At 57.4% G+C, this 25,700-nt stretch carries 30 protein-coding genes and 1 tRNA gene; 22 read left to right on the top strand and 9 right to left on the bottom strand.

The features are described 5' to 3' along the window. Window positions 1-232 precede the first annotated feature (232 nt). The 7 genes from ACP15F_RS11650 to ACP15F_RS11620 all read left to right on the top strand — a co-directional run bounded on the left by ACP15F_RS11650 (window position 233) and on the right by ACP15F_RS11620 (window position 5,788). Entirely contained in the window at window positions 233-937 is a 705-nt protein-coding gene (locus ACP15F_RS11650; protein WP_424941004.1) for a response regulator transcription factor, read from the top strand. 92 nt (window positions 938-1,029) lie between these two features. Further along, complete coding sequence (locus tag ACP15F_RS11645; RefSeq protein ID WP_424941622.1) at window positions 1,030-2,775, top strand: sensor N-terminal transmembrane domain-containing protein; 1,746 nt, start codon at window positions 1,030-1,032, stop codon at window positions 2,773-2,775. Continuing rightward, on the top strand, window positions 2,772-3,215 hold the full coding sequence (locus ACP15F_RS11640; protein WP_424941003.1) for an HPr kinase/phosphorylase: 444 nt from the start codon (window positions 2,772-2,774) through the stop codon (window positions 3,213-3,215). Before ACP15F_RS11645 ends, ACP15F_RS11640 begins: the two co-directional genes overlap by 4 nt. A gap of 80 nt (window positions 3,216-3,295) precedes the next feature. Beyond that, complete coding sequence (gene rapZ, locus ACP15F_RS11635; RefSeq protein WP_424941002.1) at window positions 3,296-4,204, top strand: RNase adapter RapZ; 909 nt, start codon at window positions 3,296-3,298, stop codon at window positions 4,202-4,204. A 1-nt stretch (window position 4,205) separates the two neighbouring features. Beyond that, entirely contained in the window at window positions 4,206-4,598 is a 393-nt protein-coding gene (locus tag ACP15F_RS11630) for a PTS sugar transporter subunit IIA (RefSeq protein WP_424941001.1), read from the top strand. Between the two features lie 6 nt (window positions 4,599-4,604). Further along, a complete protein-coding gene (locus ACP15F_RS11625; RefSeq protein ID WP_424941000.1) occupies window positions 4,605-4,877 on the top strand; it encodes an HPr family phosphocarrier protein in 273 nt (90 codons plus the stop codon). Window positions 4,878-4,930: 53 nt separating this feature from the next. Next, window positions 4,931-5,788, top strand: coding sequence for a lysophospholipid acyltransferase family protein (locus tag ACP15F_RS11620; RefSeq protein ID WP_424941621.1), 858 nt, complete (start codon window positions 4,931-4,933; stop codon window positions 5,786-5,788). A gap of 41 nt (window positions 5,789-5,829) precedes the next feature. Here the strand turns inward: ACP15F_RS11620 and ACP15F_RS11615 are convergent, their stop codons facing one another. Continuing rightward, window positions 5,830-6,705 carry a 3-hydroxybutyryl-CoA dehydrogenase gene (locus ACP15F_RS11615; protein ID WP_424940999.1) on the bottom strand — a complete coding sequence of 292 codons (876 nt, stop codon included), beginning with the start codon at window positions 6,703-6,705 and terminating at the stop codon, window positions 5,830-5,832. A 194-nt stretch (window positions 6,706-6,899) separates the two neighbouring features. Here ACP15F_RS11615 and ACP15F_RS11610 point away from each other — a divergent pair, with 194 nt between their 5' ends. Then, on the top strand, window positions 6,900-7,727 hold the full coding sequence (locus tag ACP15F_RS11610; RefSeq protein ID WP_424940998.1) for a DUF6473 family protein: 828 nt from the start codon (window positions 6,900-6,902) through the stop codon (window positions 7,725-7,727). A 54-nt stretch (window positions 7,728-7,781) separates the two neighbouring features. On the opposite strand, the gene ACP15F_RS11605 is transcribed toward ACP15F_RS11610, so the two are convergent. Both ACP15F_RS11605 and ACP15F_RS11600 read right to left on the bottom strand, forming a co-directional pair. Next, window positions 7,782-8,708 (bottom strand): electron transfer flavoprotein subunit alpha/FixB family protein, encoded by a 927-nt coding sequence (locus ACP15F_RS11605; protein WP_424940997.1) that lies wholly within the window; start codon window positions 8,706-8,708, stop codon window positions 7,782-7,784. Further along, the gene (locus tag ACP15F_RS11600; protein ID WP_424940996.1) at window positions 8,708-9,466 is read right to left on the bottom strand and encodes an electron transfer flavoprotein subunit beta/FixA family protein; all 759 of its coding nucleotides are present in this window, start codon (window positions 9,464-9,466) and stop codon (window positions 8,708-8,710) included. The genes ACP15F_RS11605 and ACP15F_RS11600 overlap by 1 nt, the downstream gene beginning before the upstream one ends. A 224-nt stretch (window positions 9,467-9,690) precedes the next feature. On the opposite strand from ACP15F_RS11600, the gene ACP15F_RS11595 reads away from it, so the two are divergent. Further along, window positions 9,691-10,170: a GyrI-like domain-containing protein gene (locus ACP15F_RS11595; protein ID WP_424940995.1), complete on the top strand. Its 480-nt coding sequence runs from the start codon at window positions 9,691-9,693 to the stop codon at window positions 10,168-10,170. Here ACP15F_RS11595 and ACP15F_RS11590 read toward each other — a convergent pair. The 4 genes from ACP15F_RS11590 to ACP15F_RS11575 all read right to left on the bottom strand — a co-directional run bounded on the left by ACP15F_RS11590 (window position 10,167) and on the right by ACP15F_RS11575 (window position 12,535). Continuing rightward, entirely contained in the window at window positions 10,167-10,739 is a 573-nt protein-coding gene (locus ACP15F_RS11590) for a cob(I)yrinic acid a,c-diamide adenosyltransferase (RefSeq protein WP_424940994.1), read from the bottom strand. The two genes, ACP15F_RS11595 and ACP15F_RS11590, sit on opposite strands and share 4 nt — an antisense overlap. Beyond that, complete coding sequence (locus ACP15F_RS11585) at window positions 10,739-10,942, bottom strand: twin transmembrane helix small protein (protein WP_424940993.1); 204 nt, start codon at window positions 10,940-10,942, stop codon at window positions 10,739-10,741. The genes ACP15F_RS11590 and ACP15F_RS11585 overlap by 1 nt, the downstream gene beginning before the upstream one ends. 72 nt (window positions 10,943-11,014) lie before the next feature. Further along, on the bottom strand, window positions 11,015-11,845 hold the full coding sequence (locus tag ACP15F_RS11580; protein WP_424940992.1) for an SDR family NAD(P)-dependent oxidoreductase: 831 nt from the start codon (window positions 11,843-11,845) through the stop codon (window positions 11,015-11,017). Window positions 11,846-11,956: 111 nt separating this feature from the next. Next, window positions 11,957-12,535, bottom strand: a complete 579-nt coding sequence (locus tag ACP15F_RS11575) for an SH3 domain-containing protein (RefSeq protein WP_424940991.1) — start codon at window positions 12,533-12,535, stop codon at window positions 11,957-11,959. Between the two features lie 131 nt (window positions 12,536-12,666). On the opposite strand from ACP15F_RS11575, the gene parC reads away from it, so the two are divergent. The 4 genes from parC (at window position 12,667) to tuf (ending at window position 18,727) form a co-directional block, all read left to right on the top strand. Further along, on the top strand, window positions 12,667-15,000 hold the full coding sequence (parC, locus tag ACP15F_RS11570; RefSeq protein WP_424940990.1) for a DNA topoisomerase IV subunit A: 2,334 nt from the start codon (window positions 12,667-12,669) through the stop codon (window positions 14,998-15,000). Between the two features lie 6 nt (window positions 15,001-15,006). Further along, window positions 15,007-16,182, top strand: a complete 1,176-nt coding sequence (locus tag ACP15F_RS11565) for a DUF898 family protein (RefSeq protein ID WP_424940989.1) — start codon at window positions 15,007-15,009, stop codon at window positions 16,180-16,182. Then, window positions 16,179-17,354, top strand: coding sequence for a M48 family metallopeptidase (locus ACP15F_RS11560; RefSeq protein WP_424940988.1), 1,176 nt, complete (start codon window positions 16,179-16,181; stop codon window positions 17,352-17,354). Before ACP15F_RS11565 ends, ACP15F_RS11560 begins: the two co-directional genes overlap by 4 nt. Window positions 17,355-17,551: 197 nt before the next feature. Then, window positions 17,552-18,727, top strand: a complete 1,176-nt coding sequence (gene tuf / locus ACP15F_RS11555; protein ID WP_163040919.1) for an elongation factor Tu — start codon at window positions 17,552-17,554, stop codon at window positions 18,725-18,727. Between the two features lie 118 nt (window positions 18,728-18,845). Here tuf and ACP15F_RS11550 read toward each other — a convergent pair whose 3' ends face one another. Together ACP15F_RS11550 and ACP15F_RS11545 are read right to left on the bottom strand one after the other, a co-directional pair. Beyond that, window positions 18,846-19,238, bottom strand: a complete 393-nt coding sequence (locus tag ACP15F_RS11550) for a hypothetical protein (RefSeq protein ID WP_424940987.1) — start codon at window positions 19,236-19,238, stop codon at window positions 18,846-18,848. A gap of 136 nt (window positions 19,239-19,374) precedes the next feature. Then, window positions 19,375-20,214, bottom strand: a complete 840-nt coding sequence (locus ACP15F_RS11545; protein WP_424940986.1) for a hypothetical protein — start codon at window positions 20,212-20,214, stop codon at window positions 19,375-19,377. Window positions 20,215-20,315: 101 nt separating this feature from the next. Between ACP15F_RS11545 and ACP15F_RS11540 the strand changes: the two genes are divergently transcribed. The 9 genes from ACP15F_RS11540 to rplL all read left to right on the top strand — a co-directional run bounded on the left by ACP15F_RS11540 (window position 20,316) and on the right by rplL (window position 25,666). After that, a tRNA-Trp gene (locus tag ACP15F_RS11540) sits at window positions 20,316-20,391 on the top strand. 49 nt (window positions 20,392-20,440) lie between these two features. Next, entirely contained in the window at window positions 20,441-21,142 is a 702-nt protein-coding gene (locus ACP15F_RS11535) for a DUF1007 family protein (RefSeq protein WP_424940985.1), read from the top strand. Further along, entirely contained in the window at window positions 21,130-22,077 is a 948-nt protein-coding gene (locus ACP15F_RS11530) for a nickel/cobalt transporter (protein ID WP_424940984.1), read from the top strand. Before ACP15F_RS11535 ends, ACP15F_RS11530 begins: the two co-directional genes overlap by 13 nt. Before the next feature lie 69 nt (window positions 22,078-22,146). Next, window positions 22,147-22,338 carry a preprotein translocase subunit SecE gene (secE, locus tag ACP15F_RS11525; RefSeq protein WP_108857582.1) on the top strand — a complete coding sequence of 64 codons (192 nt, stop codon included), beginning with the start codon at window positions 22,147-22,149 and terminating at the stop codon, window positions 22,336-22,338. A gap of 155 nt (window positions 22,339-22,493) precedes the next feature. After that, window positions 22,494-23,027 carry a transcription termination/antitermination protein NusG gene (gene nusG / locus ACP15F_RS11520; protein WP_424940983.1) on the top strand — a complete coding sequence of 178 codons (534 nt, stop codon included), beginning with the start codon at window positions 22,494-22,496 and terminating at the stop codon, window positions 23,025-23,027. A gap of 105 nt (window positions 23,028-23,132) precedes the next feature. Further along, entirely contained in the window at window positions 23,133-23,558 is a 426-nt protein-coding gene (gene rplK / locus ACP15F_RS11515) for a 50S ribosomal protein L11 (RefSeq protein WP_142854942.1), read from the top strand. A gap of 1 nt (window position 23,559) precedes the next feature. Continuing rightward, entirely contained in the window at window positions 23,560-24,258 is a 699-nt protein-coding gene (gene rplA / locus ACP15F_RS11510; RefSeq protein WP_424940982.1) for a 50S ribosomal protein L1, read from the top strand. A gap of 451 nt (window positions 24,259-24,709) precedes the next feature. Further along, the gene (rplJ, locus tag ACP15F_RS11505) at window positions 24,710-25,222 is read left to right on the top strand and encodes a 50S ribosomal protein L10 (RefSeq protein ID WP_424940981.1); all 513 of its coding nucleotides are present in this window, start codon (window positions 24,710-24,712) and stop codon (window positions 25,220-25,222) included. Window positions 25,223-25,291: 69 nt separating this feature from the next. After that, window positions 25,292-25,666, top strand: a complete 375-nt coding sequence (gene rplL / locus ACP15F_RS11500; protein ID WP_424940980.1) for a 50S ribosomal protein L7/L12 — start codon at window positions 25,292-25,294, stop codon at window positions 25,664-25,666. Window positions 25,667-25,700 lie beyond the last annotated feature (34 nt).

Raw genomic sequence — 25,700 nt, 5'->3', positions numbered from 1 at the left:
AACAGTACGCATTGTCGCGTTAGCGCAAGCAAGTCTGTGTTTGCGCAATCAAAAAGTTTCGTATGCGAAATAAACGCCAGATACATTCGCGTTGATTTCCGAGCGGCGACGTAAGAAAGCTGCGCGGCTCGGCCCCGAATCGTAATTCTCAGTTGATTCGCCGCAGAGAACGCGAGAATATATAAATCAGAGTATAAGATTAATTGTGGCACGAGCAGTGCGAGGAAGCCCAATGTCCAGGATTGCCTTGGTTGACGACGATAGAAACATCCTGACTTCAGTGTCTATTACGCTTGAAGCCGAAGGGTTCGAAGTAGAGACCTATAATGACGGCCAAAGCGCGTTGGATGCTTTTTCCAAGCGCCTGCCAGACCTTGCCGTCTTTGACATCAAAATGCCCCGCATGGACGGGATGGACCTGCTGCAGCGGGTGCGGCAGAAGACCTCGACGCTGCCTGTTATTTTTCTGACTTCGAAGGACGATGAAATCGACGAGGTGCTCGGACTGCGTATGGGTGCCGATGATTATGTCACCAAGCCCTTCAGTCAGCGCCTTTTGGTCGAACGCATCCGTGCGCTTCTGCGTCGGCAAGAGGTGATCGCAAGTGACGACGCCGGAGATGTCGAAGAAGCGCGCGTGTTGGAGCGGGGCGAGCTTCGTATGGATCCCCTGCGACATGCCGTGACATGGAAGGGTCGGGATGTGTCCCTGACCGTGACCGAGTTTCTGTTGCTGCAGGCATTGGCCCAGCGCCCGGGTTTCGTGAAAAGCCGCGATCAGCTGATGGATGTCGCCTATGATGATCAGGTCTATGTAGATGACCGGACCATCGACAGTCACATCAAACGCCTTCGCAAGAAGATGCGCACGGCCGATTCAGATTTCTCGGCCATCGAAACGCTTTATGGTATCGGATACCGCTATAACGAAGAATGACGCAGATGTTGGTTGCGTCAGGCAGGAAGCAGAAGCGCTTGAAGGCCCGAAAAAAAACGTCCGAAGGTGATGTCGTCTCTGGGGAAGATTGGATGCCCTCGGAAGACGAGTTTGACTCGATGTTGCAAGACAAGCGGTCTGAGCGTGGTCTGATTTCGATCAACCGTTCGCCGCTTGCCCGCAAGATCATCACCTTCAACCTTCTGGGTTTGGTGATGCTGGTCGCGGGCGTTCTGTACCTGAACCCTTTCCGCGACAGCCTGCTGTTTCAACGCGAACGCGGTCTTGTTGTTGAAGCTGAACTGATTGCCGACGTATTCGAGGCGCAGCTGGCACAGGCTGAAGAGGCTGCCCGCATTGTTGAGGAAACCCTCACCGACGCGACCGATGGGGTGATCGGAGAAACCGAGGTCGAGCAAGAGGCGATTGAAACCCTCGAATCTGATCTTTCGGACCCGGCACCATCCAACTTTGCCAAGACGTTGTCGAACCTGCACCTGCCCGTTGGGCTTGAGGTGTTCGTGTTCGATGAAACGGAAACGCTTCTGGCCACAACGGTTGGGCGAGATCGCAACGAGCCAACTCCGGTCGACGGGCTTCAGCGCGATGTTGGGTCGACTGTGATCACCGATGTACTGAACTCGGTCTGGGAAGTCGCTTCGGGCATCGCGAATACCGGCCGTTGGCAGGATCAGCCGTTGGATACGGAAAGCATGGCGCGCAGTCTGTATTCCCGCGCGATGTTGGGGGCCACGCAGGTGGCAAATGGCGTTGATCAAAACGGGGGTACGGTCTTTTCGGTGGCAACCCCGATCTTGCGAGATGGAATGCCCAAAGGGGTGGTTGCGATCACCAGTGCAGCGGGCGAACTTGACCTTCTGGTCCGTGCTGAGCGCGAACAGCTTCTGCAAATGTTTGTCATCGCAATTCTGGTTTCGATCGGCCTTAGCCTTGTGCTGGCCTCGACCATTGCGAATCCCTTGTCAGATCTGGCTACGGCGGCCGAGCTGAGCGGCGAGAACGATCCACGCAACGTTAAAACGCGACGGGTGCGCATCCCGGACCTGACCGGTCGCCCGGATGAAATCGGGCGTCTTTCCGGTGCGCTGCGTGGTATGGTAACGGCGCTTTACGACCGCATTGACGCCAACGAACAGTTTGCCGCCGATGTGGCCCATGAAATTAAGAACCCGCTCGCCAGTCTGCGTTCGGCGGTGGGGACGTTGCGTCTGGCCAACAAGGAAGAACAGCGCGAACGGCTTTTGGACGTGATCGAGCATGATACGCGTCGTCTGGATCGTCTGGTCAGCGACATTTCGAACGCGTCGCGTTTGGACAGCGAGCTGGTACGTGAAGACGAAGAAGAGTTTGATCTGCTTCGGATGCTGAACAGCCTGACAGATTATCTGGGCGGCGAGGCGCAGAATAAGGGTGTCGATTTCATCACCGACTTGCCCAACAATCCGATCATGATCAGCGGACTTGAGGCGCGATTGGCGCAAGTGTTCGTGAACCTGATCACCAACGCGCTCAGCTTCTGCGAAAGTGGCGATGCCATTCGCGTCTGGACGCGTCGTCGCGAAAACCGTGTGCTGGTGGTGGTCGAAGATACAGGTCCCGGTATTCCCGATCAGGCGCTGGGGAAGATCTTTGATCGATTCTATTCCGAACGCCCGCAGAACCAGTTCGGGAACAACTCGGGCTTGGGTCTGGCAATCTCGAAACAGATCGTCGAAGCCCATGGCGGCGTAATCTGGGCCGAAAACATCCGGCCCACCGATGCTGATTTGACATCTGATCCGTTGGGCGCGCGCTTCGTCGTAGGTCTGCCAGTATGAACGAAACGCCCGTCACCGCCCAGTATCACGCCACGACAGTGGCAGTGGATGAAGCGGCGGTGATGATTAGCGGCCCCTCGGGTTCGGGCAAATCCGCATTGGCATTGGAACTGATCGGGTTGGGTGCACAGCTTGTGGCCGACGACCTTAGTCAGATCGTGATGGAAGACGAGATCCCCTTCGTGATCGCCCCACCAGAGATGCAGGGATTGATCGAAGCCCGAGGCGTCGGTCTGATCAATGTGCCCCATTGCCCTAAGGCCCGCTTGCAGCTGGTGGTGGATATGGGGCAAATCGAAATGTCGCGTTTGCCGGCCTCACCTGCATTCACAGAGGTTAACGGTTGCGCGATCGAGTGCTTGTTCCGTGTCGACGCACCCTATTTCGCAATTGCGGTATTCAACTTGTTGCGTCACGGACGCCACGCGACCGCAGAATAAGACGGCAGGACTAGGGCCCGCGTCCGAATTGCGTTATACGCGCCGGATACGCGGCGGTCGCCTGTTCTAAAGGAAGGGCAATGACGGATAGTAAAACCAAAACCGGTCAGAAAATCGTGCTGGTCACTGGCCCCTCGGGGGCTGGGCGTACCACCGCGATCCGCGTGTTGGAAGACATCGGGTACGAAGTTATCGATAACCTGCCGCTATCCCTGATCGACCGCGTATTGTCCGGTCCTGCGCTGACACGCCCGTTGGCGCTGGGCGTGGATGTGCGCAACCGGGATTTCTCGACCGAGATGTTTTTGCAGGTAATCGAAGACCTGCGCGAAGATGCCGGCTTCGAGGTCGAGGTTTTGTACATGGATTGCTCGCGCGATGTACTGGTACGTCGCTATTCCGAAACCCGCCGCCGCCACCCGCTTGCTCCGGATGAAACCCCAGACTTGGGCATCACCCGCGAGATCGAGCTGTTGGTCCCGATCCGGGGCCGTGCGGATGTTTTGATTGATACGTCTGACCTGTCGCCCCACGATCTGAAAGACGAGATCATGCGCTGGCTGTCAGTGTCGGGCGCGGAAGAGCTGGCCGTGTCGGTTCACTCCTTCTCTTATAAACGCGGGGTGCCGCGCGGGTTGGATATGGTGTTCGACGCCCGTTTCCTGCGCAATCCGCATTGGGAACCTGCTCTGCGTGCGCTGGATGGGCGCAGCGATCAGGTTTCTGACTATGTTGCACAGGATCCGCGTTTTGATCAGTTCTTTGATCAGGTGCAGAATTTGGTCGAGTTTTTGATCCCAGCCTTCGGTGAAGAGGGCAAAGCACACCTTTCGATTGGGTTTGGTTGCACTGGTGGTCAGCACCGCTCGGTTGCCCTTGCGGAAAACTTGGCGAAGGCGCTTGCAACTAAGGAGTGGCAGGTGTCAATTAGGCATCGGGAATTGGAACGCCGCGCAGGGACAGCAGCGGCATCAACATCGAGGATTTAGCGTGATCGGTATCGTGATCGTCGCGCATGGCGGGCTTGCAAACGAATATCTGGCAGCGGTCGAACATGTGGTCGGCAAGCAGCCGGGTATGCGTGCCATTTCGACGGCAGCAGAATGTGATCGTGACAACAAGCGGGCCGAAATCGCCGCAGCCGCTGATGGTGTGGATCAGGGCGATGGTGTGGTGATCGTGGTGGACATGTTCGGTGGATCGCCCGCCAATCTGTCGCTTCCGGCCTGCTGCAAATCTGACCGCAAGATCCTATACGGTGCGAACCTACCGATGTTGCTGAAATTAGCAAAAACCCGTCATCTGTCGGTCGAAGCGTCGACGCAGAAAGCACTGGCTGCGGGGCGAAAATACATTGACTGCATTGATGTGAGCGAGGACTGACGCGACATGACTACGAACCGCGAGCTTGAGATTATCAATGTGAAAGGCCTGCATGCGCGGGCCTCGGCAAAGTTTGTCGACACGGTCGAAAACCATGACGCCCGCGCGCGCGTTTCTAAGGATGGGCTGGACGCGGACGGAGATTCGATTATGGGTCTGTTGATGCTTGCGGCCTCGCAGGGGACAAGCATTCAGGTCGAAACCTCGGGCCCGCAAGCGGTCGAGCTGATGAACGCGCTTGAGGCGCTGGTAGCTGACAAATTCGGCGAAGGCATGTAAAGCTGCGACGTGGCAAGGATGAACGAAACGTGACGCATGAAGCGGAAACCACTATGGCGCAGGTCAATCCAACAGATGCGGCCCCACAGCAGTATGACCGCCGCAGCCTGACCTATGCCAATTCGTTCAATAACCCTCTGCAAGGGGTAGTTATCCGCACTGTCGAATGGATGACTGGCAAACTGTCGATCCTTCGGATGGTGCGTAATCTAGAACGCCGGGGAGCGCCCAAGGGACAGGCGTTCTGGGGGGCGTGTCTGGACGTAATGGGGGTGCAGGTGCAGACCCCGGATGAGCAGCTTGCCAATATCCCCACCGAAGGACCCGTGGTCGTGGTGGCCAACCACCCGCATGGCTTGACCGACGGTATGGTGCTGGCCGAGATGATTGGCCGTCGTCGGGATGATTATCGTATTTTGTCGCGCTCGGTTCTGGATGGGCTGGACGAGGTTGCCTCGTCTTACATGATCCCGGTGCCTTTCCCCCATGATCCTGAAGCGCAGCGAAAAATGGTCGAGATGCGGGCCGAAGCCATGGCGTTTCTGAAGCAGGGCGGTCTGATCACTCTGTTCCCTTCAGGTGTGGTTGCTTCGTCTGACAGCCTGATGGGACCCGCGATCGAGCGGGAATGGAACGTGTTCACCGCACAAATGATCCGCCGCTCAGGTGCGCGGGTCGTGCCGATCTTCTTCCCCGGTTCGAACTCGCGTTGGTACCAGATCGCCAACCGTCTGTCGGCCACGATGCGTCAGGCGCTGCTTTTGCATGAGATTGTGAAAAGCTGTAATCGCCCGATCGCTCCAGTGGTAGGTAAAGAGCTGACGGATGAAGAGATGTCCACGCTGCAATCGGACCCGCGCGGATTCATGACGTGGCTTCGCGCACATACGCTGGCGCTAGCATCCAAGTGACATGAAAAAGGCCCCGTTGGGGCCTTTTGTTCTTTCAGGGATTAGCGCGTGGGAACCGGCACTTCGCCGCGATAGTCGTAGAACCCGCGCCCGGCCTTGCGTCCGACCCATCCGGCCTCGACATATTTCACCAAAAGCGGGCAGGGGCGATATTTAGTATCCGCCAGCCCGTCATGTAGGACGTTCATGATCGCAAGACATGTGTCCAAGCCGATGAAATCACCCAGCTCAAGCGGGCCCATCGGGTGGTTCGCTCCTAGCTTCATAGATGCGTCAATGGATGAGACCGAGCCAACGCCCTCCAAAAGCGCATAGCACGCTTCATTGATCATCGGGATCAGGATGCGGTTCACGATAAAAGCGGGGTAGTCTTCAGCACTAGCGGCAGTTTTGCCCAACTTTTCCACCACTGCCAGACAGGCCTTATAGGTGGGTTCATCTGTGGCAATACCGCGGATCAGTTCGACCAGTTGCATCAACGGCACGGGGTTCATGAAGTGGAACCCCATGAAACGTTCCGGGCGATCTGTACCACTTGCCAGACGGGTGATCGAAATTGACGACGTGTTCGAAGTCAGGATTGTATCTGCGCCCAAATGCGGCAAAAGCGTATCGAAGATCTGTTTCTTGAGCGCTTCGTTTTCCGTTGCAGCTTCGATTACAAGATCGGTTGGGCCAAGATCGGGCAGCGATAGCGTGGTGCTGATCCGGCCCATCGCATCATCTTTTTCCTGAGCCGAGATCAAATCGCGCGAGACCTGGCGCTCTAAGTTCTTGGTGATGCGGGCGATGGCGGCATCCAGACTGTCCTGGCTGATGTCATTCAGGCGAACCTCGTATCCGGCAAGGGCCAGAACATGCGCGATGCCGTTGCCCATTTGCCCGGCGCCAACAACGCCCACTGTCTCGATGCTCATATGTCGTTCCTTCTGGTCACGCCGCACAGGCATGGCCCCGTGTTACGTCTGGTTATGCATAGACTATGCGCCGCGCGGTCGCAGGCGCAAGGGTTAAGCAGGGCTGAAAGAAACATCGCGCATTTTAGGCTTAGCAATTTGGCAAGGCTTTGGGCCGACACTGCTTTTCGGGTGATAAAGAAGGAGTGGGTGGCATGGCCTATGAAAGCCTTGGGAAGGGGTCATTGGACTATTCCCCGTGTCGTTACAAAACATCAAAACTTCTGTTCCGGGGACCGAAGCGTGATTTGAATACGCCCTACGTCGCGGTGCTGGGTGGGACGGAAACCTATGGCAGGTTTACGGAACATCCCTATCCTGACCTGTTAGAAGCCAGCTTGGGTCGCGTGGTGGTGAACTTCGGATGTCCGAACGCAGGGCTGGACGTCTTCTTGAACGACCCGGCGCTAATGAAGCTTTGCAACGGAGCCTCTGATGTTGTGATCCAACTGCCCGGCGCACAGAATTTGTCCAATCGGTTCTATGCAGTCCATCCGCGCCGAAACGATCGTTTTCTGCGTGCGTCCAGCATGTTGAGGTACCTCTATCCCGAATTGGACTTTACCGACTATCATTTCACGCGGCATCTGTTGAGTGCGCTGCAATCGACCTGTGCCCAGCGGTTCGCAGTGGTGCGGAAAGAGCTGCAACAGGCATGGGTGGGGCGCATGAAGGGCTTGCTGTCTCGGCTGGATAAACGCGCGACCTTGGTGTGGATGTCAGATCATCCGATTGGTCACCAATCAGATGATGCTCTGGGCTCTGACCCGCTGTTTGTAGATCGGGTGATGATTGAAAATGTCCGCCCTTTTGTGCGCGACCTTGTCCACGTCGTGCTGACGCCGGACGAGATCGAGAGCGGTCAAAAGGGGCTTGTGCATTCAGACATGGATGCTGCCGCTGCCCACATGATGCTGGGCACGCTGGCGCATGAGCGGGCGGCGAGGAAGCTGTTGAAAAGCTTTTCGGCTCATAAGGTCTGAAAATGAAAAGGCCCGCCAAATGGGCGGGCCTTTCGTATCTTAAGCGATGTCCGATTAGACAGCGTCGGTCAGGGCCGGCACAGCTTCGAACAGGTCGGCAACCAGACCGAAATCGGCAACCTGGAAGATCGGAGCCTCTTCGTCTTTGTTGATCGCAACGATGATCTTCGAGTCTTTCATACCAGCAAGGTGCTGGATGGCGCCCGAGATACCCACGGCGATGTACAGTTCCGGAGCAACAACTTTACCGGTCTGACCAACTTGCAGGTCGTTCGCGGCGTAGCCCGAGTCAACTGCCGCACGCGAAGCACCAACAGCGGCACCCAGCTTGTCAGCCAGTTTCTCGATCAGGGCGAAGTCCTCTTCCGAGCCAACGCCACGGCCACCCGAAACAACAACGCCAGCCGAGGTCAGCTCGGGGCGATCGCTTTCGGCAACCTTGTCTTCAACCCATTCCGACAGGCCGGGGTTGTCAGCAGCGCTGATGGCCTCAACCGCAGCCGAACCGCCTTCGCCAGCGACGTCGAAGGTCGAGGTGCGGAAGGTGATAACCTTCTTGGCATCCGACGACTTGACGGTCTGCATGGCGTTACCAGCATAAATCGGGCGCTCGAAGGTGTCGCCGTCTACAACAGCGGTCACGTCCGACAGAACCATGACGTCCAGCAGGGCAGCAACGCGCGGCATGACGTTCTTGGCGTCGGTGGTGGCCGGAGCAACGATGTGCTCGTAATCGCCAGCCAGCGATACGATCAGGGCTGCGGTCGGCTCGGCCAGACGGTGACCCAGCGATGCGTCTTCGGCAACCAGAACCTTGGCCACGCCGTCGATCTTGGCAGCGGCTTCACCAGCAGCAGCGGCAGATGCGCCAGCAGCCAGAACGGTCACATCACCCAGAGCTTTCGCAGCGGTGACGGCCTTGGCGGTGGCGTCCAGCGCCAGTTCACCATTGGTAACTTCAGCAAGAAGTAGAACAGCCATTATACAGCCCCCGCTTCCTTGAGTTTTGATACAAGCTCGTCAACCGAGCCAACGATGATGCCAGCGGCGCGTTCTGCCGGCTCCGAGGTCTTAACGATCTCGAGGCGCGGGGTCACGTCAACGCCGTAGTCAGCAGCGGTCTTTTCGTCCAGCGGCTTCTTCTTGGCTTTCATGATGTTCGGCAGCGACGCATAGCGCGGCTCGTTCAGACGCAGGTCGACGGTGATGATCGACGGCATCTTGACCTTGATGGTCTGCAGACCGCCGTCCACTTCGCGGGTCACAACAGCGTTGTCGCCATCAATGTCCAGCTCGGAGGCAAAGGTACCTTGCGACCAACCCAACAGGGCCGACAGCATCTGACCGGTTGCGTTCATGTCGTTGTCGATGGCTTGCTTGCCCGCCAGGACGATGCCCGGCTGCTCTTCTTCAACAACTTTGGCCAAGATTTTGGCAACGGCCAGCGGCTCGATGTCTTGGTGTACATCGTCAGCGGCGTTTACCAGAATGGCGCGGTCGGCGCCCATGGCCAAAGCTGTGCGCAGGGTTTCCTGAGCCTGCTTCACGCCGATGGACACGACGACGATCTCGTCAGCCTTCCCGGCCTCTTTCAGGCGGATGGCCTCTTCGACGGCAATCTCGTCAAATGGGTTCATCGACATTTTTACGTTGGCAAGATCGACACCGCTGCCGTCCGCTTTCACACGAACTTTCACGTTATAGTCGATCACGCGCTTTACAGGCACAAGCACCTTCATTGGCGTGTATCTCCCAGTTATGCCCACGGGGGGCGGTAATGCTCTCGCGACACGTTTAACGAAATGCTGCATGTGAAAACAGCGTAAAATCGTCACGTCCGGGTCCGCGGACGTCGCGTTCTTTCGTTTTGACGGGGATTCTTTGCAAGAATGTTGCTGGAGGAGCAGATTGCCTTGGCGGCAGAGTGCGTGCATCCTGATCCGGGAATCACAGGAGATCTGTCATGACGCAATCCGAAATCGTCGAATTGGTTCACGCGCCGTCGCGTATAATCGCGGGACGTTCGGGTCGGTATTCGATGGAAACTCGCAATCAGATCCCGAGTCTGTGGCAGCAGTTTTTTACGGACCCGCCCGAGATCGAGAACGTGACCGAGGGGGCATTTTACGGTGTATCCTATGGGATGACGGCGGCTGGAGAGTTCGACTATGCCGTCGGGCTTGAGGTTCCATCAACCGAAGAAGCTCTGCCCGAAGGTTGCTGTCATGTCACCTTGTCTGAAGGAGACTATCTGGTCCTGCGTGCCTTTGGGCCCGTTGCAGATCTGCCGCGTCAGTTCGATCGTGTGTTCAGTGAGCTGATCCCGGCGAACGCGGTCGTGCCGCGTGAAGGTGCGGTGTTCGAGCGCTATCCGCATGATGAACGCAACACGCCCGAGGCTATGGCTTACGAGATCTGGGCACCCGTGCAGGCTGCCGATTAACGATTCGCCCCCGGAACCCACAACACGTCCGCTTTTCCGTCGTCATTCGCCACGCGGGCGGCGACGAAGCACCAGTCGGACAGGCGGTTCAGGTATTTCACGGCCACCGGGTTCACGTCTTCTTGGGTTGCCAGATCGGTGGCCAGACGCTCGGCGCGGCGGGATACGGTGCGTGACAGGTGCAGCTGGGCAGCTAGAGGCGTGCCTCCCGGCAGGATGAAGCTGCGGAGCGCCTCCAGCGCCTTGTTCATCGCGTCGATCTCGGCTTCCAGCCGGTCCACTTGTTCCTGAGCCATACGAAGCGGAGGGTAGGCGGCGTCGGCGTCTTTGGCCATGTCCGGACGACAGAGGTCCGCGCCCAGATCAAACAGGTCGTTTTGAATGCGTGCCAAAGCTGCGTCCATTTCCCCCTCGGAATGCAGCCGCGCCAAACCGATGGTGGCGTTGGTTTCGTCCACGGTGCCATAGGCCTCGACCCGCGCATCATGCTTGGGACGGCGCGAGCCATCACCCAAGGCTGTCTCGCCCTTGTCCCCGGTCCGCGTGTAAATCTTGTTCAGAACAACCATCAGTTTCCTCCGCGCAGCCAGACGAATAGCAAGATCAGCGCAATGGCCACAGCCTGCGCCCCAATCCGCCAGCGCATCAATCGGTTCGAGTGTTTATGGGCCACTTTACCCCCGATCCCAAACGATCCGATGCCCAGCATCAGGATGATCAAGACAGCAGCACAGGATATTACTACGAGTATGAACAGGGGATCGTCGGCCATGATGTCTCTTCCTTACGTGTTCGTTTGAAATAGCCCCATTCCCCCCGGTTTGCGAGGGACATTTGACCGCATCTAGCCGTTGGGCGTCAGCCGATCCCCCAGCCGGGTCGACAACAGCCGCTTGGCGATGCCTGCGATATAAGTGGCGGTGGTCACGTAATAGCGCGGCTTGGGCTTGGGGTGCTCCAGCGCGTGGATCAGCTTGGTTGTCACGGCGGATGCGGGCAGTTCGAACGTGTCCAGCTCGCCGCTGTCATCGTAAAGACGCTCGCGCAGCTTAGCATAGAGGTTCCGGCGCGGGCTGTTTTCCACATCAATCCAACGCTCGAAATGCGGCTGAGCGTTTTCGCGGATCTTGGTGGTGATCGGTCCGGGTTCGATCAAGATGATGTCGATGGGCTGGTCCCGCATCTCAAGCCGAAGCGTGTCCATCAGCCCTTCCAGCGCGAACTTGGTCGCGACATAGGCCCCCCGCCATGGAAGCGAGGCAAAGCCCAGCACGGACGAGTTGTGGATCACGCGGCCATGCCCCTGCTTGCGCATCACTGGCAAGACCAGCCGGGTCAGGTGGTGATAGCCGAAGAAATTGGTTTCAAAGATGGTGCGCAGGGCGTCGGTGGGCAGATCCTCGACCGCGCCGGGGATGGCATAGGCGCCGTTGTTAAAGAGCGCGTCCAGAGTGCCGCCGGTGCGCGACAGGATTTCAGCCAAAGCGGCTTCCATGCTGGCCTCGTCCGCGTGGTCCAGAAGAAGGCTTTCCAACCCCTCGCCGCGCAGCCGTTCACAATCTTCTTCCTTGCGGCAGGTGGCAAATACGCGCCAGCCGCGTTTGGCCAAAGTGTGCGCCGCGTCATAGCCAATACCGGACGAACATCCGGTGATTAGAATGGATCTCTGGGTCATGTAGTTCTCCTGCCTCGCCTGGAAAGGGGTACGGGGTCGTCACGGATGGGGTCAACAAAAAAGAGGCGTCACAAAGGACGCCCCAAGGTGCTCTTGAAAGGGAACCGCTTGTTAAAGCTGCGGCTTAAGGAATCTCGATGCGATGAACCCGCGCTGGCCGGTGTCCACCACTTTGATCTGGCTCCAACCATCGTCTGTCTGACCGGTTTCAAGCACTTCGGTGCCGCGTGTCAGTTTGCTGACTACTCCATGCCCGGTCGAGGGGCCGCCACGCATGTTCACGGTGCTGCCGCTGACAAACATGGTTGGGAAGCTGGTGGATAGCCCGTCCGAGGCGACAGCTTCAGTGGCGACGGGCGAGGGGGCGCCTGCCGCCATCTTACGTGCGGCGGCTTCAGCAAGGGCCGCTGGGCTGGCGGATTCGTCCGCAATCGCCGCAGCTTTGATGAGAAGGGCGCGTGGGGCGTTTTCCGCTTCCGATGTGGTGTGCTCAAGCGAAGCAGCAGTCAGCGGCACAACATCTTCAGCGTCTGTTTCTTCGACCTTGGCCGAGACAGCGACGATGGTATCCTGAGCAACTGTTGGTTCGCGGCCGATCCGATCGGTTGGCAGACCGTCGTCTTTTCCGTAGTGCATCATGGCAGCGCCCATGACGCCTACCGTCAGCAATGACATACGAATAATACCCATAGTATCCCCCTTAATCATTCACCAGTTAACAATTTGCATTCAATAATATCGCGGGGAATGTAATGTGATTTTCCCCCGACAAACCCGCTTGGCAGCTTTACGCGAGTCGTCCTCAAGGATACACCAAACGCATGAATGATGTAACCGACAATCCCGAGAACAAAGGTAGCGAGCTGGCCGAACCGCTGCGACGCGCCATTGGCGACCGCTATCTGACCTATGCGCTGTCCACGATTATGCACCGTGCTTTGCCCGATGCCCGCGACGGCCTGAAGCCGGTTCACCGTCGCATCCTTTATGCGATGAGCCGTCTGAAGCTGACTTCGAACGGTAAGTTCCTGAAATCGGCTAAGATTTCAGGTGACACGATGGGTGATTTCCACCCGCACGGGGATGCCGCGATCTATGACGCCATGGCGCGTTTGGCACAGGATTTTGCGGTGCGCTATCCGCTGGTCGACGGGCAGGGAAACTTCGGGAATATCGACGGTGATAACCCGGCTGCCAGCCGCTATACAGAAGCGCGCATGACCTTCGTCGCCGAGGCGATGTTGCAGGGTCTGGACGAAAACGCCGTCGACTATCGCGATAACTATGACGGTCGCCTGACCGAGCCGGTTGTTTTACCGGCAGAGTTTCCGAATCTGTTGGCCAACGGTTCATCGGGCATTGCTGTGGGCATGGCGACCAACATCCCGCCGCATAACATCTCGGAATTGATCGACGCCTGCCTGCATCTGATCAAGACGCCGGATGCGCGCGATGACACGCTTTTGAACTATGTGCCCGGCCCGGACTTTCCAACAGGCGGCGTGATTGTCGAACCCAAGGATAGCATCGCCAACGCCTATCGCACGGGCCGTGGCTCGTTCCGTCTGCGCTGTAAGCACGAGATCGAGGATTTGGGCCGCGGCCAATGGCAGATCATCGTGACCGAGATTCCGTATCAGGTTCAAAAGTCGAAACTGATCGAGAAGATTGCCGAGCTGATCCAGACCAAGAAGGTTCCGATCCTAGGCGACATCCGTGACGAAAGCGCTGAAGACATCCGCATCGTGCTTGAGCCGAAATCGAAGAACGTCGATCCCGAGCTTCTGATGGGTTTGATGTATCGGAACTCAGATCTTGAAACGCGGTTCAGCTTGAACATGAACGTGCTGATCGACGGGGTGACGCCGAAGGTTTGTTCGATGAAGGAAGTGCTGCGTGCGTTCCTTGATCACCGCCGCGACGTACTGGATCGCCGCTCGCGTCACCGGATGGCAAAGATTGACCACCGTCTTGAGGTGCTGGAAGGCTTCATTGTCGCCTTCTTGAATCTCGATCGCGTGATCGACATCATCCGCTATGACGACGACCCGAAAGCGGCTTTGATGCGCGAAGACTGGGGCATCGAACACGTCCGCGCCATGTCGGAAAGCGATTATGTCAGCCCCGCGCCCGGCGAGGGCGAGCTATCGGAGGTTCAAGCCGACGCGATTCTGAACATGCGTCTGCGCAGCTTGCGCCGCCTTGAAGAAATCGAGCTGGTTCGCGAACGGGATGAGCTGATGGAAGAGCGCGCCGCGCTTGAAGACCTTCTGGACAGCGAAGACCTGCAGTGGGCCAAGATTTCCGAGCAGCTGAAAGAATCGAAAAAGCTGTTTGGTAAAGACTTCGAAGGGGGTGCCCGTCGCACCCAGTTCGCCGAAGCAGGCGAGGTCGAAGAGGTGCCGCTGGAAGCCATGATCGAGCGCGAGCCGATCACCGTGGTCTGTTCGCAAATGGGCTGGATCCGCGCAATGTCGGGCCATATCGACCTGACCCGCGAGCTGAAGTTCCGTGATGGCGACGGCCCGCGTTTCGTGTTCCACGCTGAAACCACCGACCGTCTGTTGGCTTTCGATTCAAACGGCAAATTCTTTACCATTTCCTGCGCCAACCTGCCCGGCGGGCGCGGCATGGGCGAACCACTGCGCCTGATGGTCGACCTGCCAAACGAGGCCGAGATCGTGGATCTGTTCATCCACCAGCCTGACCGCAAGTTGTTGGTCGCCTCGAACGAAGGTAACGGCTTCATCGTCAATGAAAGTGACGTGCTGGCCCAGACCAAGAACGGCAAGCAGGTGCTGAATGTCGGCGATGCGACAGCTAAGATCTGTGCGCCGATCACCGGAGACCACGTGGCCATCATCTCGGAAAACCGGCGTCTTCTGGTCTTCCCGGTGGCCGAGATCAACGAGATGACGCGCGGCAAGGGTGTGCGCTTGCAGAAGTATAACTCGGCTCGCGGCAAGCAAGGGATCTTGGAGCTGGATGGCGGTTTGTCGGATGTGAAAACCTTCAACCTCGAGGAAGGCCTGTCCTGGCCCGCCACCGGGGACCGCACCCGCACGGAAAGCGATATGTCGCCGTGGTTGGGTAAACGTGCCGGGGTTGGTAAAACACCGCCACACGGCTTCCCGCGTAATAACAAGTTCGAGTGATCAGGTGTGCCTCCCAGTTCTCTGAAGATTTCATATGCAGGTGAAAAAGGGCCAGTCTTTTGGCTGGCCTTGCGCACCAGTATCCTGACGGTTCTGACACTTGGGTTCTATCGTTTCTGGGCCAAGACCCGGCTGCGCCGCTACTATTGGAGCGCCATTCGCCCGGGAGACGCGCCGCTGGAATATGTGGGCGATCCGCTGGAAAAACTTCTGGGCTTTCTGGTCGCGGTTGTCTTTATGGCCTTCTACATCGGGGTCGTGAACCTGATCTTGATGTATTTCAGTTTTGCGCTGCTCAACGCCAACTACGCGGCCTATGGGCTTAGTTTTTTGGGTCTGACCCCGATCATCTTTTTCGCCCAGTACCGTGCACGTCGCTATATTCTGGCCCGTACCCGCTGGCGCGGCATTCGCTTCGGGTTAGAGCCCGGCGCGTGGGGCTACAGCTGGCGATCGATGATCCATTGGACCCTGGCCATATGCACGCTGGGTTTGACTTGGCCGTTGACGACGCTCTGGCTAGAAAAATACCGGGTCTCGCGCACGTTCTATGGAGATGAGCGCTTTGTTCAAGGGGGCTCGAAAGGGCTGCTGTTTGGGGCGATGCGGCATGTGTACTATGCCATCGGTTTAAGCGCGGTTGCTGGTTTGATGCTCTATTTGTACGAAAATCCCGCATGGGCGTTGTTGTTCTTGCTGTCTGGATCTTGGCTTGTCTACGGGATGGCCTATTGGCGGGCCGAAAGCTTCAAGCGCATGACCGAAGCGAAACAACTGGGCGAGATGCAGTTCACGGCCAAGCCGCGACCGTGGCGGATCATTGGGATCTATGCGCTGGGCGGGCTGATGCTGAACCTCGTCATGTCCGGCCTGTTCATAACCCTGTTCATGGCATTCGCTTTTGTCGCAGGGACAACGGATTTCGAGAACTTAGACCTAGAGATGCTGGATGGCGCCGGCACGGCATTTCTGCCGATCGCTCTGCTAGCCTATTTCCTGTTGCTTACGCTGACACGCGCCATGACGCATGCATGGATCACGCTGCCCTTGGCCAAGCACTTTGCCGAAGTGACCAAGGTCGTAAATACGCAGAACCTTGCGCAGATTGTCCAGCGAGACCGAGATGAGTTCGCTGAGGCTGAAGGTTTCGCAGACGCACTGGATGTGGGGGCCGCGATATGAGCGCACAGGACGTGGATTGGGTCTTTGCTGATCTGGCGCAGGGTGAACGCGCCCATCTGACCCGCGTGCAGATCGCCTTGCACCCAGAGGCGCTGGTTCTGGGGATGCCTAGCGGCGAACAGGTCACGTGGAGCTGGAAAAACCTGCGTCGGTTGCCCGATCAGGCGGACCGACGTGTCATGGTGCTGTCGCGCAAAGGTGATCCGCTGACGCGTCTCTATCTGACGGATCAGGCCGCGCAGGGTTTCGTTACGCAACATGCTAGATCGCTGCGCAAACGCGACCGCTCGACGCCCCTGTCAAAAGTAGTTCTTTGGGCAGGCGGGGCCGTGGCGTCTGTCGCCGCGATCATCTTTCTTTTGGTGCCGCTTATGGCCACCCAGCTGGCAGAAATCCTGCCGCCCGAAGGCGAAAAGGCGCTGGGCGACACCACGTTCGAACAGATCCGAACCGCGCTTTCTGAAACGGGGTTCGAAGCGCAGCTAAGGATTTGCGATGATCCGGCGGGCCTAGACGCGATGCAAACCATGTACACGCGCCTGAATCCGGATGCGGATCTGCCCTATGATGTTCAGATCCACATTCTGGATCACCCGATGGTCAACGCCTTTGCGTTGCCGGGCGGACGACTTGTCTTCTTCCGCGGGCTGCTAGAGGAGGCTGACAACCCTGACGAGGTCGCCGCAGTTCTGGCGCATGAGATCGGGCATGTGGTCTATCGTGACCCAACCCGTGATGCACTGCGTTCGGCGGGATCCCTTGGGGTCCTGGGACTTTTGTTTGGGGATTTTGCAGGCGGCACCGTTGCCCTGTTCATCGCCAACCAGCTGATCAATGCGTCCTACAGTCAGGCGGCCGAGGCGCGGGCGGACGACTATGCCCACGACCTTCTGGAAAAAGCCAATATCTCGCCCGTGGCGCTGGGTACATTCTTTGAGCGTTTGCACGAAGAACATGGAGATGCCGAAGGGATCGTGGCCCATCTTGCTTCGCACCCGCAGATGACGGACCGTATCTCGGCTGCGCAGGCCGCGGTTGATCCGAGCCGTGACTATGACACGATTCTGGATGCGCAAACGTGGCGTGATTTGCAGACAGCGTGCGGCGGTCATGGGGGCACGTCGACCAGCGCAGAGGCCCCTGACAAAAAACCTTGGTCTCGCTCCAATTAATCCCTTAATGGCGCGTCGGGCCAACCCCTTGGCAACGTGAAGAAAATGCCGTTGCTGCATTTTGCAGGTATGGGTTTAAGTCTTTTCCGCGCTTTGGGAACCACGGAAGTCTTGATTTTCTTTCGTCAAGGATATAGCTAGCGCGCGATATTGAACCACGGGGTCGGTGACCCCCCCAGACACGAGGCGTAGTGCTCATGGCTAAGGAAAAGTTTGAACGCGGTAAACCGCACGTTAACATCGGCACGATTGGTCACGTTGACCACGGCAAGACGACGCTGACGGCAGCTATCACCAAATTCTTTGGTGATTTCAAAGCATACGACGAGATCGACGGTGCACCTGAAGAGAAAGCACGCGGCATCACCATCTCGACTGCTCACGTTGAGTACGAGACCGAGAACCGTCACTATGCGCACGTTGACTGCCCCGGCCACGCCGACTACGTCAAGAACATGATCACCGGTGCGGCCCAGATGGACGGCGGCATTCTGGTTGTGAACGCAGCTGATGGCCCCATGCCTCAGACCCGCGAGCACATCCTGCTGGCACGTCAGGTTGGTGTACCTGCGCTGGTAGTCTTCATGAACAAAGTTGACCAGGTAGACGACGAAGAGCTGCTCGAGCTGGTTGAGATGGAAGTTCGTGAACTGATGAACGAATACGACTTCCCGGGCGACGACATGCCGATCATCGCGGGTTCCGCGCTGGCCGCTATGGAAGGCAAGAACCCGGAAATCGGTGAAGAGAAAATCCGCGAGCTGATGGCTGCTGTGGACGAGTACATCCCGACCCCGGATCGTCCGGTTGACGGCGACTTCCTGCTGCCGATCGAAGACGTGTTCTCGATCTCGGGCCGCGGTACTGTTGTCACCGGCCGTGTTGAGCGTGGCGTAGTGAACGTTGGCGACGAGATCGAAATCGTTGGCATCAAAGACACTCAGAAAACCACCTGTACCGGTGTTGAAATGTTCCGCAAGCTGCTTGATCGCGGTGAAGCAGGCGACAACGTTGGTGTTCTGCTGCGCGGTATCGACCGTGAAGCTGTTGAGCGTGGCCAGGTTCTGTGTAAGCCGGGTTCGGTTAACCCGCACACCAAGTTCGAAGCCGAGGTCTACATCCTGACCAAGGAAGAGGGTGGCCGTCACACGCCGTTCTTCGCGAACTACCGTCCGCAGTTCTACTTCCGTACCACCGACGTGACCGGTACTGTTGAACTGCCCGCTGGCACCGAAATGGTGATGCCGGGCGACAACCTGAAGTTCAACGTCGAGCTGATCGCTCCGATCGCCATGGAAGAGAAGCTGCGCTTCGCTATCCGTGAAGGCGGCCGCACCGTTGGTTCGGGCGTTGTCTCGAAAATCATCGACTAAGAACGCCCAGCGTTCTTACGGGCGAGAGCCTAGAGATACAGAATTGAAAAGGGCGTCCCTCGGGGCGCCCTTTTTGCGTTTGACGTAGGTCACGAAAAAAACACCTGTGCGAGGACGCTTAATCTCGGATTTCAATCACGCGACCGCCAGCTAAATCGGTAGGAAAGACGGTATTGGCATGTGACAACTCGCGGAACAGAACACCTTTGCAGATGCCAACCTGATACGCTTGGAACAGCTCGGTCGTTGGTACCGCGCGCAAGTTAAACTTTACGAGCGGTTGGAAAGCGCGAAGTGTGTCTATCGTCGTTTTACTGCCGCAAATCGTCTCGCCCGCGCCGAGCTCGTCAAGGCTGCGGGCCGGGCTGTTGTCGGGTACGACGATATATCCCACAACGCTTTTGATTGGCGGTGGCGGCGGCGGTGGGTCTGGATTTAAGGCAATTGTAAGCCAGTAGATCAAAACCGCTGACAAAACCGCAAGCGTCAGCTTCGAAAACCAATTTGCCATGACCTCCTCACATATTACTTCTCCCTTAAGGGTACTCGCAATCTCAGTGCCGGTCGTTGCGGTGTGTCAACTGTGTCGTTCAGTTAGGAGTGATCGAGGTCAAACCACCTTTGGCCTATGATCTGACACGCCCAGCTTAAAACTTCTGAACAAAATGCTTGGCGCGATCCACGTTTGGGTGCTGTTCAAAAGTCCTTATCTGCTCGTCCATTGGCATCGAGACATCGAACCCGGCCTCGGTCGTGCGTTGGTGTGCAAGGCGCAGAAGGTCTAGTCGCCTGTCGTGAGGGATTGGTCCTACAGCCGCATGCTCCAGCGCCGTGCCGTCTATCTGTTTGGTGTTCAGAAAGACCATCGTGTTGTTCGGAACGTGTGCAACCGGAACGAAATAGTCGGCGAGAAGTTCCATCTGGATGGCAATCCAAGGCTGGCGCCAGAACAGGTAATCCTGCTGCACCACCAGCGAGCGTCCGGGAATCAGAGATGGAAAGAAGGTGCGCGTCATTGCGTCCATGGTCTGAACTGTTTTCGACGCATCCATCACAAGGATCTCAATCGGGCCTTCTTCCCATGACTGGTCTTCGATCTGACCGGGGTGAAGTGAGATGCGTTCGGTCCACGGCGTTAGCAGGTCAATTGCCAGTTCCAATATGTTGTTGCCCTCGAACGGAGCGATGCCCTGCTTATAGAGGATGTGGGTCTTAACCTCTTCATTCGCGCCGAATCTGTCATATGCGTGAATAAGACCTGTATGGCCTGCATGCTGGTGCCCTGCTGCCAACCGGGCTGTCGATCCACCTGCAAAGCAACCAAGATCAACGACGGCCCCTTTGTCCTGCATCCATTCGGATGTTGCCCAAGCATAGAATTGCTGTTCTTCGGGGGCCAGCATTGTCGGTACATTCGCCGCCTGCGCCAATAATGCTGGATCAAGCGCTTTCCATGGGCTGTCTTTAAATACTGCTGGATCGTTCATCTGCGGGCCTGTTTTTCGGATTAGGTGAAAGATAGCACCAAAAATGTCAATGAAACCTCTTGATAATCCGGCCGCGCTGGCATAATCGCTGTCTCGGTCATAGGGGTATAGCTCAGTTGGTAGAGCGACGGTCTCCAAAACCGTAGGTCCCGGGTTCGAACCCTGGTGCCCCTGCCACCACCTTCAAAAAATTTGATGACCCAGCGATGCCCCGCTTAGCGATCCGGTGGCTGTTGTCGCTGTGCGCGGTCCGCGCTACATCCGTGGTATGAAATCATTGCGCCCGACCCTTCTGTCCATACCGATCATTGCGGCCTCGGCCCTACCTATGGCCAGCCATCCGCACGTCTTCATCGATGCAGGCGCGAATCTGATCTTTGACGATGCAGGCCAACTTGCAGCGGTGCGGGTGTTTTGGGCCTATGACGAGTTCTATTCGCTGCTGCTGGTCGAAGATAACGGACTGGATGCGGACGGGGATGGTATCCCCGAGCAGGCCGCGCTTGATGCCTATGCTGGGCAAGATGTTGATTGGGCCGCGGGATTTCCCGGTGACCTGTATCTTCAGAACCAAGGTGCCGATGTGGCGCTTGCGCGGCCGGTTGAACACGGAATGCGGTACGAGGACGGGCGCGTGGTCAGTTGGCACATCCGCCCGCTTGAAACCCGCGTGACGGTTGGGGCCGAGCCGCTTTTGGCGCAGATCTATGATCCCACTTTTTTCGTCGCCTATGATGTACGTCTTCCGGTCACTGTCGAAGGCCGTGATAGCTGCGCGGTCGAACAGATGCCCGCTGATTTGAACGCCGCCTATGACAAGGTGGAGAGCCTGCTTTATGGCCCGGACAGCGTCGAATATTCCGAGGACAGCTATCCCGAAGTGGGCGACCTGTTTGCCGACCAACTGCTGCTGACATGTTCCGAGTAATCTCCCTCCTGTCGCTTGTGGTTCTGGTGGTCGGCGTGGCGCTGTGGGCCACCGGCGCGCTGGATGGTGTGTCGGCTTGGGCGGCGGATTGGCAGCGGCAGGTGCAGACCTCGATGGCGCGGGGCTTGCGGGCGCTTAGGGCAGGGGAGCCGGGCGCACTGATTGCACTGCTGACGATCTGCTTTTCCTATGGGTTCTTTCATGCGGTCGGACCGGGGCACGGTAAGGTGCTGATCGGAGGCTATTCTTTGGCATCTCGGGCGACCATGTGGCGGATGTCTTTTGTGGCGCTGCTGTCGTCGCTGGCGCAGGGTCTCAGTGCCATTGTGCTGGTTTTTGCGGGTGTGCTGGTCTTGAACCTGACTCGACAGCAAATGGTTGGGCTGGCCGAGGACTGGTTCGCCGATGCAAGCTATGGCGCGATTGCTCTGATCGGTCTCTATCTTCTAGTACGCGGGGCGCGGAAGCTGTTGCGTGCAACACGCGACGAGGCACATTCGCATTCGCATTCGCATTCGCATTCGCATTCGCACGACCACGACCACCAGACCGACGGACACTCCCATTGCCACGATTGCGGCCATGCCCACGCTCCGGGTCTGCATGATGTGGAAGCCGCCGGAAACTGGCGCGAGCTGGCCGTCCTGATTGCAGGGGTCGCTATCCGTCCCTGTACTGGTGCCTTGTTTCTTCTGGTGCTGACTTGGCAGATGGGGCTGGTCTGGCAGGGGATTCTAGGTGTCGTGGCCATGGCGCTGGGAACCGCCAGCGTGACCATCGTCACAGCAATGGTCGCCGTGGGTCTGCGAGGCGGTCTGTTGGTGGGGCTTCTACAGGGCGGGGGCGGCATGGCCGCGCGTGCTGTTCCGCTGCTGGAAATCGTCGCCGGCGCGTTGGTAATGATCGTCGCTTTGGGCCTTTTAGGCGTGGTTTGACGGTGAAGGCTTGAAAACCCCGTGCGCATTGCGTAATTGACCGCCTATCATATGAAAGGCCGAAAACAGATGACCAATCCGTTGCAATTCATCCAGCAAGTGCGCGCCGAGGTGTCCAAAGTCACCTGGCCGACCCGCCGTGAGGTTCTTTTGACCACCGGCATGGTCTTCGTGCTGGCTGCTCTTACGGCATTGTTCTTTTCGCTTGTGGATCTTGGCATCCGCAGCGGTCTGTCCGCCGTGCTGGGCTACTTCGGCTAACACACCGTCTTTGCCCTTGAAATGAGCGTGTTTCAGGGGTAGTTCGGGCATCACTTCGGGACGGGCGTGCGGCGAATCAAGTTGCACGCCGATTTTTTGTTCCCGGAAACGAAATTGAAAATGTCCCTTCGGGGCGCAGGAATGCAGAGGCTGACATGGCGAAACGGTGGTATTCGGTAAGCGTTCTGTCGAACTTCGAAAAGAAGATCGCAGAAGCAATCCGTGCTTCGGTCGAAGAAAAAGGTCTTGAGGACCAGATCGACGAAGTTCTGGTGCCGACCGAAGAGGTCATCGAAGTGCGTCGCGGCAAGAAGGTCACGACCGAGCGTCGCTTCATGCCGGGTTACGTGCTGGTCCACATGGAAATGTCGGACGAAGGCTATCACCTGATTACCTCGATCAACCGCGTTACTGGTTTCTTGGGCCCGCAAGGTCGTCCGATGCCGATGCGTGACGCTGAAGTTCAGGGCATCTTGGGCCGCGTCGAAGAAGGTGCTGAAGCACCGAAGCTGATGATCAGCTTCGAGATCGGCGAGAAAGTTGCCGTGACCGACGGTGCCTTCGAAGGCTTCGATGGTCTGGTCGAAGAAGTGGACGAAGAAGGCCAGCGCCTGAAGGTTGCTGTGTCAATCTTTGGCCGGGAAACCCCGGTCGAACTGGATTACACGCAGGTCTCGAAGCAGGGCTGACGTGTTGAGAACGTGGGAGGGGCGGTGATCGCGATCACCAATCCAGACCGCGGCAATGAGAGGCAAAGGGACGCGTCCCGGAGCTGTTGTTAAAGGAGAAGCCAAATGGCTAAGAAACTCGCTGGCACGATGAAACTGCAGGTTCCTGCAGGTCAAGCCAACCCCAGCCCGCCCGTCGGCCCCGCACTGGGTCAGCGCGGCATCAACATCATGGAATTCTGCAAGGCGTTCAACGCCAAGACGCAGGATCTGGAGCCCGGCGCACCGTGCCCGACCGTGATCACCTATTATCAGGACAAGTCCTTCTCGATGGACATCAAGACGCCCCCCGCGTCGTACTTCCTGATCAAAGCTGCTGGTCTTAAGTCGGGTGCAAACAACCCCGGCCGTGAAACCGTTGGTTCGGTGACCGCTGCTCAGGTGAAAGAAATCGCCGAAGCTAAAATGAAAGATCTGAACGCGAACGATATCGAAGCCGCGATGCAGATCATCCTGGGCTCGGCCCGCTCCATGGGCATTGAGGTGAAGTAAGATGGCAAAACTGGGAAAACGTACCACTGCCGCTCGCGAAGCCTTCGCCGGCAAAGAAAACCTGACCGTCGAAGAAGCTGTTGCGCTGGTTAAGGGCAACGCCAATGCAAAATTCGACGAAACCATCGAAATCGCGCTGGCCTTGGGTGTAGACACCCGTCACGCTGACCAGATGGTTCGTGGCGTCATCGGCCTGCCGAACGGCACCGGTAAAACCATGCGCGTTGCTGTATTCGCTCGTGGCCCGAAAGCTGAAGAAGCTCAGGCTGCTGGTGCAGACATCGTCGGCGCTGAAGACCTGATGGAAACCGTTCAGGGCGGCACGATCGAGTTTGATCGCTGCATCGCCACTCCGGACATGATGCCCGTCGTTGGTCGTCTGGGTAAAGTTCTGGGTCCGCGCAACCTGATGCCGAACCCGAAGGTTGGCACCGTGACCATGGACGTTAAAGCGGCCGTGGAAGCTGCCAAGGGCGGTGAAGTTCAGTTCAAAGCTGAAAAAGGTGGCGTGGTTCACGCTGGCCTGGGCAAAGCCTCGTTCGATGAAGCCAAGCTGGTTGAGAACGTGAAAGCGTTCATCGACGCCGTTCAGAAAGCCAAACCCTCGGGCGCCAAAGGCACCTACATGAAAAAGATCTCGCTGAGCTCGACCATGGGTCCGGGTGTGACGCTGGACGTGGACAACGCGACCGGTAACTGAGCTTTTTCAGTCTGACTACGAAAAGGGCGCCCTGATCGGGCGCCCTTTTTTGTTCTGATGTGCGTAGGAATTTTGAGAAGTCAGAGTTTTGTGGTAGTGTCGCTTTATTGGGCCGCCGGTGTTTCTTGACCGAGCGCCCTGTTAGGGGTTGGAAAACCTCTTCAAACGTCCTAAATAGACCGAGCATTCCAGCGTGCGATTCGTCGTGCGCTGTTTTGCGTTTCGTCCGAGACGGTGGGTGACGCCGGTGGGCCAAGCTGAAAAGCGACCGCGCACAAGTGTCATAATTCCTGCCTGAGATGGGAAATGAACAAAAGAATTCCTACGGCCGCTTGGCCTTAGGGCGATTTTGCGAAGGACCCTTATCGCGGACCCGATTGCCGGGTTTTCCTTGAAAACTCGGTAAAATATGAGCCGGAGGGGTTAAACCCTCCATACTTGGAGTGAAACTGTGGATAGAGCACAAAAAGAAAAAGTGGTCGAGGAACTCGGCCAGATCTTTGAAAGCTCTGGCGTCGTTGTGGTTGCCCACTACGCCGGTCTCACGGTTGCTGAAATGCAGGACCTGCGTTCGCAAATGCGCGAAGCTGGTGGGTCTGTACGCGTTGCCAAGAACAAGCTCGCCAAAATCGCCCTTGAAGGTAAGCCGGCCGCTTCGATCGCCGACTATCTGACGGGTATGACCGTTCTTGCCTATTCCGAAGACCCTGTGGCTGCGGCCAAGGTCATGGATGCATATGCCAAGACCAACGAAAAGTTGGACATCCTTGGTGGTGCAATGGGTGAGGATGCTCTGGACAAGGCTGGTGTTAAAGCCGTTGCCGCTATGCCGTCGCGTGAAGAGCTTATTGCTTCGATCGCTGGCTGTATTGGCGCACCTGCTTCGAACATCGCTGGGGCCATTGGCGCGCCTGCTTCGAACATCGCATCCATCTTGTCTACTGTTGAAGACAAGGCTGCTTAAGCAATCTGAGACCAGCGGAGCGGAATATCACCCTACGTTGGAACACATCTAAATACGGAAAGAAGTCAAATGGCTGATCTGAAGAAACTTGCAGAAGAGATCGTGGGTCTGACCCTTCTCGAAGCACAAGAACTGAAAACCATCCTCAAAGACGAGTATGGCATCGAGCCCGCCGCTGGCGGCGCAGTTGTAATGGCAGCAGGCGGCGACGCCGGCGGCGCAGCAGCTGAAGAGAAAACCGAATTCGACGTCGTTCTGAAGAACGCCGGCGCTTCGAAAATCAACGTGATCAAAGAAGTTCGCGGCATCACCGGTCTTGGCCTGAAAGAAGCCAAAGAGCTGGTTGAAGGCGGCGGCAAGATCAAAGAAGGCGTCGACAAAGCCGAAGCAGAAGACATCAAAGGCAAGCTGGAAGCAGCTGGCGCCGAAGTCGAACTGGCTTAAGCTTTACGCTTTTAGGCCCACGGTAGCCTGTAAA

The sequence above is a fragment of the Aliiroseovarius sp. S253 genome (assembly GCF_049800855.1).
GTDB lineage: Bacteria > Pseudomonadota > Alphaproteobacteria > Rhodobacterales > Rhodobacteraceae > Aliiroseovarius.
Note: the sequence above shows the minus strand (reverse complement) of the source record. Positions and strands in the feature narration are given on the sequence as shown.

What these genes read in the sequence shown, in the direction of transcription:
- ACP15F_RS11650 (WP_424941004.1), top strand. Translation starts at nt 233, where the DNA reads ATGTCCAGGATTGCCTTGGTTGACGACGATAGAAACATCCTGACTTCA.
- ACP15F_RS11645 (WP_424941622.1), top strand. Translation starts at nt 1,030, where the DNA reads ATGCCCTCGGAAGACGAGTTTGACTCGATGTTGCAAGACAAGCGGTCT.
- ACP15F_RS11640 (WP_424941003.1), top strand. Translation starts at nt 2,772, where the DNA reads ATGAACGAAACGCCCGTCACCGCCCAGTATCACGCCACGACAGTGGCA.
- rapZ (WP_424941002.1), top strand. Translation starts at nt 3,296, where the DNA reads ATGACGGATAGTAAAACCAAAACCGGTCAGAAAATCGTGCTGGTCACT.
- ACP15F_RS11625 (WP_424941000.1), top strand. Translation starts at nt 4,605, where the DNA reads ATGACTACGAACCGCGAGCTTGAGATTATCAATGTGAAAGGCCTGCAT.
- ACP15F_RS11620 (WP_424941621.1), top strand. Translation starts at nt 4,931, where the DNA reads ATGGCGCAGGTCAATCCAACAGATGCGGCCCCACAGCAGTATGACCGC.
- ACP15F_RS11615 (WP_424940999.1), bottom strand. Translation starts at nt 6,705, where the DNA reads ATGAGCATCGAGACAGTGGGCGTTGTTGGCGCCGGGCAAATGGGCAAC.
- ACP15F_RS11610 (WP_424940998.1), top strand. Translation starts at nt 6,900, where the DNA reads ATGGCCTATGAAAGCCTTGGGAAGGGGTCATTGGACTATTCCCCGTGT.
- ACP15F_RS11605 (WP_424940997.1), bottom strand. Translation starts at nt 8,708, where the DNA reads ATGGCTGTTCTACTTCTTGCTGAAGTTACCAATGGTGAACTGGCGCTG.
- ACP15F_RS11600 (WP_424940996.1), bottom strand. Translation starts at nt 9,466, where the DNA reads ATGAAGGTGCTTGTGCCTGTAAAGCGCGTGATCGACTATAACGTGAAA.
- ACP15F_RS11595 (WP_424940995.1), top strand. Translation starts at nt 9,691, where the DNA reads ATGACGCAATCCGAAATCGTCGAATTGGTTCACGCGCCGTCGCGTATA.
- ACP15F_RS11590 (WP_424940994.1), bottom strand. Translation starts at nt 10,739, where the DNA reads ATGGTTGTTCTGAACAAGATTTACACGCGGACCGGGGACAAGGGCGAG.
- ACP15F_RS11585 (WP_424940993.1), bottom strand. Translation starts at nt 10,942, where the DNA reads ATGGCCGACGATCCCCTGTTCATACTCGTAGTAATATCCTGTGCTGCT.
- ACP15F_RS11580 (WP_424940992.1), bottom strand. Translation starts at nt 11,845, where the DNA reads ATGACCCAGAGATCCATTCTAATCACCGGATGTTCGTCCGGTATTGGC.
- ACP15F_RS11575 (WP_424940991.1), bottom strand. Translation starts at nt 12,535, where the DNA reads ATGGGTATTATTCGTATGTCATTGCTGACGGTAGGCGTCATGGGCGCT.
- parC (WP_424940990.1), top strand. Translation starts at nt 12,667, where the DNA reads ATGAATGATGTAACCGACAATCCCGAGAACAAAGGTAGCGAGCTGGCC.
- ACP15F_RS11560 (WP_424940988.1), top strand. Translation starts at nt 16,179, where the DNA reads ATGAGCGCACAGGACGTGGATTGGGTCTTTGCTGATCTGGCGCAGGGT.
- tuf (WP_163040919.1), top strand. Translation starts at nt 17,552, where the DNA reads ATGGCTAAGGAAAAGTTTGAACGCGGTAAACCGCACGTTAACATCGGC.
- ACP15F_RS11550 (WP_424940987.1), bottom strand. Translation starts at nt 19,238, where the DNA reads ATGGCAAATTGGTTTTCGAAGCTGACGCTTGCGGTTTTGTCAGCGGTT.
- ACP15F_RS11545 (WP_424940986.1), bottom strand. Translation starts at nt 20,214, where the DNA reads ATGAACGATCCAGCAGTATTTAAAGACAGCCCATGGAAAGCGCTTGAT.
- ACP15F_RS11530 (WP_424940984.1), top strand. Translation starts at nt 21,130, where the DNA reads ATGTTCCGAGTAATCTCCCTCCTGTCGCTTGTGGTTCTGGTGGTCGGC.
- secE (WP_108857582.1), top strand. Translation starts at nt 22,147, where the DNA reads ATGACCAATCCGTTGCAATTCATCCAGCAAGTGCGCGCCGAGGTGTCC.
- nusG (WP_424940983.1), top strand. Translation starts at nt 22,494, where the DNA reads ATGGCGAAACGGTGGTATTCGGTAAGCGTTCTGTCGAACTTCGAAAAG.
- rplK (WP_142854942.1), top strand. Translation starts at nt 23,133, where the DNA reads ATGGCTAAGAAACTCGCTGGCACGATGAAACTGCAGGTTCCTGCAGGT.
- rplA (WP_424940982.1), top strand. Translation starts at nt 23,560, where the DNA reads ATGGCAAAACTGGGAAAACGTACCACTGCCGCTCGCGAAGCCTTCGCC.
- rplL (WP_424940980.1), top strand. Translation starts at nt 25,292, where the DNA reads ATGGCTGATCTGAAGAAACTTGCAGAAGAGATCGTGGGTCTGACCCTT.